Annotated in this window: 13 protein-coding genes; 5 read left to right on the forward strand and 8 right to left on the reverse strand. The window is 60.6% G+C overall.

Annotated features, from left to right (window positions below; all coding sequences use genetic code 11):
- Positions 1-107 precede the first annotated feature (107 nt).
- The 4 genes from ACEN83_RS22775 (at position 108) to ACEN83_RS22790 (ending at position 5,425) form a co-directional block, all read left to right on the forward strand.
- A complete protein-coding gene (locus tag ACEN83_RS22775) occupies positions 108-1,880 on the forward strand; it encodes an N-acetylglutaminylglutamine amidotransferase (RefSeq protein ID WP_495578511.1) in 1,773 nt (590 codons plus the stop codon).
- Between the two features lie 3 nt (positions 1,881-1,883).
- The gene (gene ngg, locus ACEN83_RS22780) at positions 1,884-3,632 is read left to right on the forward strand and encodes an N-acetylglutaminylglutamine synthetase (protein ID WP_258682108.1); all 1,749 of its coding nucleotides are present in this window, start codon (positions 1,884-1,886) and stop codon (positions 3,630-3,632) included.
- A 174-nt stretch (positions 3,633-3,806) separates the two neighbouring features.
- Positions 3,807-4,997: an osmoprotectant NAGGN system M42 family peptidase gene (locus ACEN83_RS22785; protein ID WP_495578512.1), complete on the forward strand. Its 1,191-nt coding sequence runs from the start codon at positions 3,807-3,809 to the stop codon at positions 4,995-4,997.
- Between the two features lie 200 nt (positions 4,998-5,197).
- Positions 5,198-5,425 (forward strand): YheU family protein, encoded by a 228-nt coding sequence (locus ACEN83_RS22790; RefSeq protein ID WP_003199186.1) that lies wholly within the window; start codon positions 5,198-5,200, stop codon positions 5,423-5,425.
- Between the two features lie 4 nt (positions 5,426-5,429).
- Here the strand turns inward: ACEN83_RS22790 and csrA are convergent, their stop codons facing one another.
- The 3 genes from csrA to ACEN83_RS22805 all read right to left on the reverse strand — a co-directional run bounded on the left by csrA (position 5,430) and on the right by ACEN83_RS22805 (position 6,982).
- Complete coding sequence (csrA, locus tag ACEN83_RS22795) at positions 5,430-5,615, reverse strand: carbon storage regulator CsrA (protein WP_102700867.1); 186 nt, start codon at positions 5,613-5,615, stop codon at positions 5,430-5,432.
- 154 nt (positions 5,616-5,769) lie between these two features.
- On the reverse strand, positions 5,770-6,102 hold the full coding sequence (locus ACEN83_RS22800) for a YnfA family protein (protein ID WP_007973686.1): 333 nt from the start codon (positions 6,100-6,102) through the stop codon (positions 5,770-5,772).
- Between the two features lie 64 nt (positions 6,103-6,166).
- On the reverse strand, positions 6,167-6,982 hold the full coding sequence (locus tag ACEN83_RS22805; protein ID WP_007973687.1) for an SDR family oxidoreductase: 816 nt from the start codon (positions 6,980-6,982) through the stop codon (positions 6,167-6,169).
- A gap of 277 nt (positions 6,983-7,259) precedes the next feature.
- Here ACEN83_RS22805 and ACEN83_RS22810 point away from each other — a divergent pair, with 277 nt between their 5' ends.
- Positions 7,260-7,418 carry a DUF3309 family protein gene (locus ACEN83_RS22810; protein WP_172435350.1) on the forward strand — a complete coding sequence of 53 codons (159 nt, stop codon included), beginning with the start codon at positions 7,260-7,262 and terminating at the stop codon, positions 7,416-7,418.
- Between the two features lie 58 nt (positions 7,419-7,476).
- Here ACEN83_RS22810 and ACEN83_RS22815 read toward each other — a convergent pair whose 3' ends face one another.
- The 5 genes from ACEN83_RS22815 to ACEN83_RS22835 form a co-directional block, all read right to left on the reverse strand.
- Complete coding sequence (locus tag ACEN83_RS22815; protein WP_495578513.1) at positions 7,477-9,570, reverse strand: LTA synthase family protein; 2,094 nt, start codon at positions 9,568-9,570, stop codon at positions 7,477-7,479.
- Positions 9,571-9,907: 337 nt separating this feature from the next.
- Complete coding sequence (locus ACEN83_RS22820) at positions 9,908-10,513, reverse strand: START domain-containing protein (protein WP_495578514.1); 606 nt, start codon at positions 10,511-10,513, stop codon at positions 9,908-9,910.
- Between the two features lie 96 nt (positions 10,514-10,609).
- A complete protein-coding gene (locus ACEN83_RS22825; RefSeq protein ID WP_007973695.1) occupies positions 10,610-10,864 on the reverse strand; it encodes a YkgJ family cysteine cluster protein in 255 nt (84 codons plus the stop codon).
- Positions 10,865-11,030: 166 nt separating this feature from the next.
- Positions 11,031-11,513, reverse strand: a complete 483-nt coding sequence (locus ACEN83_RS22830; RefSeq protein ID WP_495578515.1) for a translation initiation factor 2 — start codon at positions 11,511-11,513, stop codon at positions 11,031-11,033.
- An 80-nt stretch (positions 11,514-11,593) separates the two neighbouring features.
- The gene (locus ACEN83_RS22835; RefSeq protein ID WP_007973699.1) at positions 11,594-13,033 is read right to left on the reverse strand and encodes an aminotransferase-like domain-containing protein; all 1,440 of its coding nucleotides are present in this window, start codon (positions 13,031-13,033) and stop codon (positions 11,594-11,596) included.
- Positions 13,034-13,061: the final 28 nt, after the last annotated feature.

Raw genomic sequence — 13,061 nt, forward strand, 5'->3', positions numbered from 1 at the left:
TCATCGATATAAAACTCCCCTTGCCGAGGCGGGTCAGTTTCTGAGTACCCGCCATTTTGGCGCGGTAGCGATTGACCCTCCCCAACGGAAAAACCGGTAAGGAATTTATGTGCGGATTAGCTGGCGAGTTACGTTTTGATCATCAACCTGCAGACCTTGCAGCCGTTGAACGAATCACCCATCACCTGGCCCCTCGCGGCCCCGACGCCTGGGGGTTTCATAGCCAGGGGCCGGTTGCCCTGGGCCATCGGCGCCTGAAAATCATGGACCTGTCGGACGGCTCGGCGCAGCCGATGATCGACCCGCAATTGGGCCTGTCCCTGGCCTTCAACGGCGCTATCTACAATTTCCCGGAACTGCGCGCCGAACTTGAAACCCTGGGTTACACCTTCTATTCCGGTGGCGACACTGAAGTCTTGCTCAAGGGCTATCACGCCTGGGGCGAAGCCTTGCTGCCGAAACTCAACGGCATGTTTGCCTTTGCCATCTGGGAGCGCGATGCCCAACGCCTGTTCATCGCCCGCGACCGTCTTGGCGTAAAACCCTTGTACCTGTCGCGCACCGGCCAGCGTTTGCGCTTTGCCTCCGCACTGCCGGCATTGCTCAAGGGCGGCGACATCAATCCGGTCCTCGATCCGGTGGCGCTCAATCACTACCTGAATTTCCACGCCGTGGTCCCGGCTCCGCGCACGTTGCTGGCGGGCATCGAAAAACTGCCGCCTGCCAGCTGGATGCGCATCGAAGCCGATGGTCGCACCGAGCAGAAAACCTGGTGGACCCTGGCCTACGGCCCCCACGACGACGAGAAAAACCTGACCCTTGAAGACTGGCGCGACCGGGTACTCGACAGCACCCGCGAAGCCGTCGCGATTCGTCAACGTGCGGCGGTCGATGTTGGCGTGCTGCTGTCCGGCGGTGTCGACTCGAGTCTGCTGGTGGGCCTGTTGCGGGAAGTCGGCGTGGATAATCTGTCGACCTTCTCCATCGGCTTCCAGGATGCCGGCGGCGAGCGCGGTGACGAGTTCCAGTACTCCGACCTGATCGCCCGGCACTACGGCACGCAGCATCACCAATTGCGCATCGATGAAAAAGAAATCATCGAACAACTGCCCGCCGCGTTCCGCGCCATGAGCGAACCGATGGTCAGTCACGACTGCATCGCCTTCTACCTGTTGTCCCGCGAAGTGGCCAAACACTGCAAGGTCGTCCAGAGCGGCCAGGGCGCCGACGAACTGTTCGCCGGCTACCACTGGTATCCGCAAGTGGACGGTGCGAGCGATCCGTATGCCGCGTACCGCGACGCGTTTTTCGACCGCAGTTACGACGACTACGCAGCGACCGTGCAGGCAAAATGGCTGACCGCCAATGACGCCGCCGGTGACTTCGTCAAAGCCCATTTCGCCCAGCCCGGTGCCGATGCAGCGGTGGACAAGGCCTTGCGTCTGGACAGCACGGTGATGCTGGTGGACGACCCGGTCAAACGCGTCGACAACATGACCATGGCCTGGGGCCTGGAAGCGCGCACGCCGTTTCTCGACTACCGCCTGGTCGAGCTGTCGGCCAGGATTCCGGGGCGTTTCAAACTGCCGGACGGCGGCAAGCAAGTCTTGAAAGAAGCCGCGCGCCTAGTGATTCCCAGTGAAGTGATCGACCGCAAGAAAGGTTACTTCCCGGTGCCGGGTCTCAAGCATTTGCAGGGCGATACGCTGGAGTGGGTGCGTGAATTGCTGCTCGATCCGAGCCAGGATCGCGGCCTGTTCAACCCGGCAATGCTCGACCGTCTGCTGACCGATCCGCAGGGACAATTGACGCCGTTGCGCGGCTCCAAGCTGTGGCAACTGGCGGCCCTCAACCTGTGGCTCAGTGAACAAGGAATCTGACCGATGAAACCTCACGCCACGGCTTTCAGCCAACGCCTGTTGCGCGGCCAGTCGCCTTCCTACGAACGTTTGCAGGCACGTCTGGCCGAGGATGGCAGTGAACTCGGCGCCGCGCCGATTGCCGTGCATTGCGGTTGGGGCCGCCTGTTGATCGGCCACACCTTTGCCGATGCGGCGAGCCTCGCCGCGGAGTTGCTCAACGAGCAGCCCGGCGAACGGGACATCGCGCTGTACGTCGCCGCGCCCCAGCAGGTGCTGGGGCTGGAGCCGGCGCAGCTGTTCCTCGACCCGTCCGACACCTTGCGCCTGTGGTTCAGCGACTACCGCCAGGCGACCCGGGTGTTTCGTGGATTTCGCATTCGACGCGCGCAGAGCGACGCCGACTGGCAGGCCATCAACCAGCTGTATCAGGCGCGCGGCATGCTGCCGATCGATGCCACCCTGCTCACTGCGCGCCACCTGGGCGGCCCGGTGTACTGGCTGGCGGAAGACGATGACAGCGGCGCGGTCATCGGCAGCGTCATGGGCCTCAATCATGCAAAGGCCTTCAACGATCCGGAACACGGCAGCAGTCTCTGGTGCCTGGCGGTCGACCCGCATTGTGCGCGGCCGGGCGTCGGCGAGGTGCTGGTGCGGCATTTGATCGAACACTTCATGAGTCGCGGTCTCGCTTACCTCGACCTGTCCGTACTGCACGATAACCGCCAGGCGAAGAACCTGTACGCCAAGCTCGGTTTTCGCAACCTGTCGACCTTCGCCATCAAGCGCAAGAACGGCATCAACCAGTCGCTGTTTCTCGGGCCTGGCCCCGAAGCCGCCTTTAATCCGTACGCCCGGATCATAGTCGAAGAAGCACACCGTCGCGGCATCGATGTACAAGTCGATGACGCCGATGCCGGAATGTTCACCCTCAGCCATGGCGGACGCCGGGTACGCTGCCGCGAATCCCTGAGTGACCTGACCAGCGCCATCAGCATGACCCTGTGCCAGGACAAGAGCCTGACCCACAAGGTGCTCAAGGCTGCCGGGTTGAACCTGCCCGTGCAGCAACTGGCCGGCAACGCCGATGACAATCTGGCGTTCCTTGATGAGCACCGGCGCGTGGTGGTCAAACCGCTGGACGGCGAACAGGGCCAAGGCGTGGCGGTCGACCTGCAGACCATCGAGGAGGTGCAGCACGCCATCGAGGCGGCCCGCCAGTTTGATAGTCGCGTGCTGCTGGAAAGCTTCCACCAGGGTCTCGACCTGCGAATCCTGGTGATCGGTTTTGAAGTGGTCGCGGCCGCGATTCGCCGGCCGGCCGAAGTGGTCGGCGATGGCCAACACTCCATCCGCGAGTTGATCGAAGCCCAGAGTCGGCGCCGACAAGCAGCCACGGGTGGCGAAAGCAAGATCCCGCTGGACGCGGAAACCCTTCGCACCTTGCAGGCGGCCGGATACGACTACAGCAGCATTCTGCCGGCCGGCGAGCATCTGTTCGTACGACGTACGGCGAATCTGCATACCGGCGGCATTCTCGAGGACGTCACGGCGATCCTGCATCCGACGCTGCTGGATGCGGCTGTACGGGCTGCTAGGGCGCTGGACATTCCCGTGGTCGGTCTCGACCTGATGGTGTCCGCCGCTGACCAGCCGGACTACGTGTTTATCGAAGCCAACGAACGGGCCGGGCTGGCCAATCACGAACCACAGCCCACGGCGGAGCGTTTTGTGGATTTGTTGTTTCCGCACAGCCAGCCGGCGGTCTCTTAGCTATGCGTTGCCTGGACCGGCCCCTTCGCGAGCAAGCCCGCTCCCACATTCGACCGCATTTGCATGGAGTAACTCGGTCAATTGTGGGAGCGGGCTTGCTCACGAAGACGGACTGACAAACAACACAAATCCCTCATCGAAACCATCGATGCGCTCAACTCATCAGGAGTTTCCATGACCAGCAAAATCCCCGAACCGGACCTCGCTTACCTGCAAAAAGTCCTGCTGGAAATGCTCGCCATTCCCAGCCCCACCGGGTTCACCGACACCATCGTGCGTTACGTCGCCGAACGCCTTGAAGAACTCGGCATTCCCTTCGAGCTGACCCGGCGCGGCACCATCCGCGCCACGCTCAAGGGCAAGAAGAACAGTCCCGACCGCGCCGTTTCCGCCCACCTGGACACCATCGGCGCGGCAGTGCGTGCGGTGAAGGACAACGGCCGCCTGACCCTCGCGCCGGTCGGCTGCTGGTCCAGCCGCTTTGCCGAAGGCAGCCGAGTCAGCCTGTTTACCGACAACGGCGTGATCCGCGGCAGCGTCTTGCCGTTGATGGCGTCCGGGCACGCGTTCAATACCGCCGTGGATGAATTGCCGATCAGTTGGGATCACATCGAGTTGCGCCTGGACGCCTACTGCGCCACCCGCGCCGACTGCGAGTCGCTGGGCATCAGCGTCGGCGATTTCGTCGCCTTCGACCCGTTGCCGGAGTTCACCGAAAGCGGCCATATCAGCGCCCGCCACCTCGATGACAAGGCTGGAGTGGCCGCGTTGCTGGCGGCCCTCAAAGCCATCGTCGACAGTGGCCAGGAGCTGATGATCGACTGCCATCCGTTGTTCACCATCACCGAGGAAACCGGCAGCGGTGCCGCGGCGGCGTTGCCCTGGGACGTCAGTGAATTCGTCGGCATCGACATCGCACCGGTCGCGCCCGGCCAACACTCCAGCGAACATGCGGTAAGCATCGCGATGCAGGATTCCGGCGGGCCGTATGACTATCATCTGTCGCGCCACCTCTTGCGCCTGGCCAGCGACAACGAGCTGCCGGCACGCCGCGACCTGTTCCGCTACTACTTCAGCGACGCGCATTCGGCGGTCACCGCCGGCCACGACATTCGCACGGCCCTGCTTGCCTTCGGCTGCGACGCCACCCACGGTTACGAACGCACCCACATCGACAGCCTCGCCGCCCTGAGCCGCCTGCTCGGTGCGTACATCCTCAGCCCGCCGGTGTTTGCCAGCGATGCGCAACCGGCCAAGGGCTCACTGGACCGGTTCAGCCATCAGCTCGAACATGACACACAGATGGAAAGCGATACGCGGGTGCCGTCGGTGGACAGCCTGGTGGGGCAGCGGTCGGAGAACTAAGTCAGACTCTTCATTGCCTGACAGATCGCCTTCGCGAGCAAGCCCGCTCCCACAGTGACCGAGTTACTTCCATGAAAATGCGGTCGAATGTGGGAGCGGGCTTTTTCGCGAAGGGGCCTGACTGACCACACATATGGCCCAGGCTAGCCGCAACAGCGCATTCACCGTAGCATCGCGCCATTGATCCAACCGAGGTGCCTATGCTGATCCCCCACGACCAACTTGAAGTCGACACCCTCACCCGCCTGATCGAGGATTTCGTGACCCGCGACGGCACCGACAATGGTGACGACACGCCGCTGGAAACCCGCGTACTGCGCGTGCGCCAGGCGCTGACCAAGGGCCAGGCACTGATTGTCTTCGACCCGGAAAGCGAGCAATGCCAACTGATGCTCAAGCATGACGTGCCCAAGCACCTGTTTGACTGAAGCTTCAGCGTTCTTTGGTTTTCGCCAGTTTGTTCTGGATGCGTTCATAGATTTCGGCGCGGTGCACATTGACGTCCTGAGGAGCCTCGACGCCAAAGCGAACGTGGTTCCCGTTGACCGCGAGAACGCGCACGCAAATGTTGTCACCGATGGAAATGGTTTCGCCCACAACGCGACTGAGTACGAGCATAAGGAGTGTCCTTCAGGGGTTATTGGCCCCTGAAGATGCCCGGCCCGGCGTACGCCTACAATGCTCCGACAGCAAACCGGACCGGACTGACAGCCCCTGAGCCACGCCGCTGACGGAAAAGTCTGACAAGCAGGTTGATTGTAGGGACGAGCTGTCAGGATGCGGAGAATCGCGGCCCGAACAGGATGATACTCGCGCCCATCACACACAACGCCACGCCGAGCCAGTCCGAACCCAGCGGACGAATCCGCTCGACCACGGCCAGCCAACCAATCGAGGCAATGATGTAGATGCCACCGTAGGCAGCGTAGGCGCGGCCGGCGTAGGTGGCCTCGATACGGGTCAGCAGCAGCGCGAACAGGGTCAGGCTGAGGAGCGCCGGCACCACCCACCACATGCTTTTACCCTGGCGCAGCCACATCCAGAAGGCAAAGCAACCGGCAATTTCGAACAGCGCGGCGAGGAAAAACCACAGGTAATTGAGCATGCAAGCGTCTCGCAAGGATGGCCGATGGCGGCCACCCTAACCACAGCGTTGGCTGCGGGCAAGATCAGCTTGCGGATTGCCTGGCCTTGGCGCGCATTTTGTCGGCCATGACGGTCATTTCGTTGTAGAGCAATTGCGGGTTCTTCTGCTTTATCGCCCAGGCCATGCGGCCCTGTTCGTGGGGCAGGATCATGAACTCGCCGGCTGCGACCTGTTGGTAGATGTAGTCGGCAATGTCGGCGGCACTGATCGGCGAGCTTTCCAGCAACTTGCCGACCTGGGCTTTCATGGCCGGGGTCGGGCCGCGGAAGGAGTCCAGCAGGTTGGTCTGGAAGAACGACGGGCACACCACATGGACGCCGACTTCCTGATGCGCCAACTCGATCAGCAGGCTTTCGGACAACGCCACCACGCCCGCCTTGGCCACGTTGTAGTTGCTCATCGCCGGGCCTTGCATCAGCGCGGCCATGGAGGCGATGTTGATGATCTTGCCTTTGCTTTGTTCCAGCAGCGGCAGGAAAGCCTTGCAGCCCTTGACCACGCCCATCAGGTTGATCGCGATCTGCCAGTCCCAGTCCTCCAGGGACAACTCACTGAAGAAGCCGCCAGAGGCTACACCCGCGTTATTGACGATCACATCGATGCCGCCGAACTTGACCTCACAGGCCTGGGCGAACGCCGTCAATTGGCTGTAGTCGCGTACGTCGCAGCGCTGGATAAAACCATCGCCACCGGCTTCACGGACCAACTTCAGGGTTTCCTGCAAACCGGGCTCGCTGACGTCCGACAAGGCCAGTTGCCAACCTTCACGCGCCCAGCGCAGCGCGATTTCGCGACCCAGGCCAGAGCCTGCACCAGTGATCATCATGCGATTTTGCATAGCAAACAGCCTTGTTGTTCTCGGAAGATGCATCGAGTGTAGCGAAGGAAATTGCCCGACCCACGCTCCATCAGATTGCTGAATGGCCCGAGCAAACCGCGGGCGCGTGACAAGCAACTAAGGCAATCACAAAAGAAATAAGAACCTGTCCGAAATACTTCAAAAAAACTTGGAATTTTCCTGCAGGCGCGAGAGTCGGATTTTTTAAGCAGCTCGAATTTACTTCATTCCCGCTGACCTGATTGGCATGGTCATTCCACTGCATTTCGACAAGGAAATAGACATGGGCACAATACTGATCATCATTCTGATCCTGTTACTGATCGGTGGTTTACCGGTCTTCCCGCACTCCAGAAGTTGGGGTTACGGCCCGTCCGGAATCATCGGCGTCGTATTGGTGGTGCTGTTGATCCTGCTCTTGCTCGGCCGAATATAAAAACCGCCAGGCAAAAAAAAGAGGCCCTCAAAGGGCCTCTTTTCTATTGCGTCACAACTTAGTCCGGCGTGCCGTCAACGACACCTGCGGTGTTGTCCAGCAGGCTCTTGGTCGCTGTTTGCAGGAACGCTTCGAGCTTGAGTTTCAACTCGGCGGTACGCGGCGCGTCAGCAATGATTTCGGCGCGAGGCGTGGCCCCCAATTCATACTGATACAACTTCGGCGCCATGTCCTTGTCCTTCGGCAGAACCAGAATCTGGTCGGCGGTGAGGATGGCCGTGGTCTGCTCGCTGCCCGACGGCTTGATCACACCAATGCCGAGGTCGCCTTGCGGCAGGTTGAGCAAATCGCGTCCCCAGCACTGATGGCGCACTTCGCCACCGATGCGGCCCATGATGGTCGGCACGATGTCGATCTGGGTGCCCACGGTGTGGTCACGCTGGCCGAATTTTTCCTGGATGCCCGGCGCGATCATCAGCATCGGCACGTTGAAGCGGCCCAGGTCCATCTCGGTGATCTGTTGTTCGTTACCAAAACCGTGGTCACCGACGATGACAAACAGGGTTTCCTTGAAGTACGGCTCCTTGCGGGCCTTTTCAAAGAACTGACCCAGTGCCCAGTCCGAGTAACGCATGGCGGTCAGGTGTTCGTTCAGGCTGCCCCGATCGGTGACGCGCTCGACCGGCAATGGCGTCGGCAAGGCATAAGGCGTGTGGTTGGACAGGGTTTGCAGCAAGGCATAGAACGGCTTGCCGTTTTCCCGTGCCTTGAGCTCGACCAGGCCACGGTCGAACATGTCCTGGTCGGATACGCCCCAGGTCGGATCAGAGAACACCGGGTTCACAAAATCGTTACGACCGATGAAGTTGGTCATGCCCTGGTTGCTGAAGAAACCCGACTGGTTGTCCCAGGCGAAATCGCCGTTGTAGACATACACGTCGTCGAAGTCACGGGCACTGAGCAACTGCGGCAGACCCGACAGCTTGTGGCTGCCTTCCGGGGTCTGCATCAGGTATTCGAAGCCCGGCAGGTTCGGGAAGCACGCCATGGTGGCGAACATGCCCTGGTGGGTATGGGTGCCGTTGGAGAAGAAACGGTCGAACAGCAAGCCTTCCTTTGACAGTTTGTCGAGGTACGGCGTGATGTTGCCCGGCCCGCCCAGCGCGCCCACCGAGTGACCGGCCATGCTTTCCATCAGGATCACAACGACGTTCTTGATCGGCAGGGTCTTGTCGGCCGGCGGTGTGTAATCGCGACGTACCGCTGCGGTGTCGGCATCCACCAGTTTATCGGCCGGTACCACCAGCATGTCACGCACCACTTGCTGGGCTTGTGGCTGAGGCAGGGTCGCCTTCCAGATATTGTCGCGTTCCTCGGACATGCGGCTCTTGGCAGCGGCGACCAGCGACAGCGTGCCGTTGAGGCCCAACTGGTTGGCGAAATTCGAGTCGGTGGTATAGACGTCACCCCACCGTAGCGGCGGGCCCTGGCGCAGCGTGCCGCGCGCGGCGACCACACAGATCAGCAGGCACACCACGAATACCGCAATACGTGCGTACCACGGCGCAACCTGGCGAGTACCGATGCTGCCGCCACTGAACGGGCCACGAGGGCGGGTCGCACGGTCGGCGCCCTTGAATGCCAGGCTCAGGATCCAGGTGCCCACGGCCCATGCCAGCAGGTAGCGGACCACGGGGAAACCGTACCAGAGCATGCTCATCACGGTTTTCGGATCTTCCTTGACGTACTGGAAGACCAGGCCGTTGAGGCGCTGGTGAAACTCACGATAGAAGTCCATCTCCATCAGGCCCAGGAACAGCGCAATGCTGGACACGACCGTCAGCCAGAGGCGGAACAGCCCGCGTGCGGCCATGGCCCGGGCACTGAACAATGCCAGCAGCAACGGAATACTGAGATACACCACCAGGCGCAGGTCGAAACGCAGACCGTTGGCGAATGCCTCGAGGAAGGTCGAAGCCGGTGTATCGAGGATCATCGAGCGGTTGTAGACCAGCAGCGCGACGCGCAGCAGGCTGAACATGACCATCATGACCAGGGCACACAACAGCGTGTAGGCCAGATGCGATTTGACGGTCGGTTGCAGCAGGCGACTAGAAGCTCGCTGCTGATTCAGGGCGTCCGGGATTGCCATGTCGTTTTAGGACCCATTGGAAGTTGAAGTTTCAAAAATACAGCTGCGCCTGGCCCTCTTTTCGGCCCGTACCAGGCCCGGGGGTTTGCGCGGTGCGCAAATGTTGCACGATCAACGGCTGTATTGCCATTGATTACTACCCTCATCCCGACTGTTTCATCCTGCACTCAGGAATACGTTGCGTGTGGCGGGAGAGCCGGCGAATTGTCTTGGAGACTTGGTGAAAATTTCGTGCAACGCATATCCGGAAACAAATTAAAGCGCCCTGCCCGGCCAAAAACGCAAACGCCCCGAACCGGTCGGGGCGCTGCGAAGTCGCCTTTAAAGCAACACGCCGTTACTTCTCGGCGCGCTCCCGGAGGGCTTTCAAGGTATTGAACGGGGCATCCACCACGAACTTGTTGGCCACCATCGACGGCACGCTGCCGCCCGGCTCGGTGTGCACCTGATAGGTCACTTCTATCTGGTCGCCCTTGGGTACGAACTTCCAGAAACCGTCGACCTTGGCGACCCGGACGAAGCCTTTTTCTTCAGGAATGTATTTCGGTACGCCTTCGAGCTTGCGGGTCAGGCTGCCATCGGCACCTTCGGTGGTGGTGATGTGCAGCACCGAATCACGCGGAGTCACCGGCCATGGGGTGTTGAACTGAGTGTAGGTCCAGCTCTGGTCACCTTCGTGCTTGAGCAGCTTCTGGGTTTTGCATTCGTGAATCCAGGCGCAGGCTCCGGACACGTCATCCTGCAATGCACGCAGCTTGGCCATAGTGGTTTTCATCAGCGTAACGCCCTGGTAGGCCTTGTAGTCGGACCCGGCCACTTCACTCAGGGAGATCTTGATGCCGTCTTCGTCTTTCTTGACTTTCCAGTCTTCGGCCTGGGCCGTCGAGGTAGCCAGCACAACCGTCAAACCACACAGCACAGCCATACGATGCAGCGAACCCATAGTCTTATTCCTTATTGTTGAAGTTCCGTTCGTTGGGCTTGCACCCGCGATCACCTTCAGGTCTTTCGCAGGTGATCGCAGGTGCGAGCCTACACATCACGCCGCCGTCATTTGCTCCCACCAGCCAATCAACCGGATGGCCTCTTCGCTGCTGCTTCCGCACACCTCGGGGTCGGCCTCGAAGGCAGAACACACCGCCGGCCGTTCCGGCTGGCCGAAAATATTGCACAGGTTATCGGCGGAAAGTTGCAGGCAACGCTGCCCCGCGGCCTTGCCGTTAGGCATACCGGGAATCGGTGAACTGATGGACGGGGCAATGCAACAAGCGCCACAGCCCTCACGGCATTTCATGACGACAAGCTCCTCGCGACGAGCAATGTGTAAAAGGACGGGGCACAGAGTACCCGCTAAAACAGTTGTTTTAAAATACCTGCGAGCGGGTTTTTCCGCGCAAACGGGCATGACCGACCAGTCTCCGACAAAGCGTCTGTTCTGCGGCTTGCCAATCTTGTTGGTGTTACTGCTTGAATTCGAAATCCAGTGCCGCGCCTTCAACCTCGCGGCGCTCTTCATTGCGCAGTTGCAGCTGCATTTCATTGCTGAGCAGGCGGCCGTTGAGCTGGAACGGGCTGCTGCCGCTTTTGTCACCGAACATCTGGGGCAGCAGCGCTTCGCGCTTGGACAACGGCACCGTTCCGACGGGTTTCAGTTCCTGAACCATATCCTTGGGCAAGCTCAGGTCCAGCTTGGCGGATGGAAGCTCGGTCTTTACCACTTCGCTGGCCGCTTTCGATTTGGAAGCAATGGGTGGGCGCTTTTTCGCGGGCGTCGCCGGTTTACTGGCCGGCGAGGCTTTTTTTGCGGGTGCGGTTTCTATCGGTGCGACGTGGAAACTGCCGGTGGCCTGCTGATCCTGCTCGGCGGCCGCAACGAAGGATACCGGCTGAATACTCGCAATCAGGCAGAGCAAAAGCCAGGCGGCAGGAAAAATCGGTTTCATGTATCCAACGGTGGGTGCAAACGGCAGAGGTGCCTATGCTCGCCTGTTGCAGCCCACAAGACAAGCGCAGTAGCAGACTGTTACAAACCGCCAGCCATCTCCTGGCAGAGTTGGGTGGCCAGCATGCCCAGGGTCATCAACGCGCGCTCGGCTTCACGATTCCAGGGCGTGCCGCAATTGAGGCGAATGCAGTGATTGAATTGCTCGGTATTACTGAAGATCAGCCCGGGCGCAATACTGATGCCCTGCTGCAATGCCCGCACGTGCAACTCCTGGGTGTTGACCCGCCCCGGCAGACTGACCCACAGAATGAAGCCACCGGTAGGCCGGGTCATCTGCGTGCCTTCCGGGAAATACTGCTGCACGGCCAGCTGGAAGGCACTGAGGTTCTTGCGGTACTCCTGACGGATGAAGCGCAAATGCCGGTCGTACCCGCCATTTTCCAGGTAAGCGGCGATACCCATCTGGGTCACGCTGCACGCTGAATGCGTGCTGAAGGTCTGCAAGCGCTGGATTTCCTGCTGATACTTGCCGGCAATCATCCAGCCGATCCGCACCCCGGGCGACAGGGTTTTCGAGAAACTCGAGCAATAGATCACCCGGTCCAGCCGGTCATAGGCCTTGAGGGATTTGGTGCGCCCTTGCTCGAACATCAGCTCACCGTAGATATCGTCTTCGACAATCTGGATATCGAAGTCCGACGCCAGACGCAGCAGTTGTTTCTGCCGTTCTTCAGGCATGGTGCCACCCAACGGGTTACTCAGCCGGGTGGTCAGCACCAACGCCTTGATCGACCACTGGTTGGCTGCCAGTTGCAGGGCTTCCAGGCTCATGCCCGTGGCCGGATCGCTGGGGATCTCGATGACCTTGAGGCCCAACAGATCGGCCAGTTGCAGCAACCCGTAATAGGTCGGCGACTCGGCTGCGATCAGATCGCCCGGACGGGTCAGCACACGCAAGGACATCTGCAGCGCATCGACGCAGCCGTGGGTGATCACCACTTCCGACGGATCGACCACCACGCCGGCATCGCGCATGCGAATCGCCACCTGCCGGCGCAATGGCTCGAAACCGGGGCTGAACATGTAACTGAAGGCCCGCGGGCTATGGAAACGAGTGACTTTGGCCAATTGCTGATGCAGCGCCCGCACCGGTAGATAGTCGACACTCGGCACCGCAGCGCCCAGCGGGAAGACACCTTCACGACGGGATTCGACCAGCACTTGTTGAATGATGCTGCTACGGGTGACGAGGCCGGGGCGCTCGACCCGGGCGATATCCGGCGTCGGCGCCGTGAGTGCCGGCGTCTGGTGCACGTAGTAACCCGACTGCGGCCGGGCGCGGATCAGCCCCTGATCTTCGAGATTGGCATACGCCTGCAACACCGTCGCATGACTGACATTGAGCTGCGAGCTCATCTTGCGCACCGAAGGCACGCGCTCTCCCGGCTGATAGACCCCACGGCGGATGTCTTCGGCCAGTTGTTGAGCAATACGTTGATAGAGCAAAAGATTGGTCATGACGCAGCACTCGATTTCACGGGCATTT

It is taken from the genome of Pseudomonas sp. Pseusp49 (assembly GCF_059491875.1).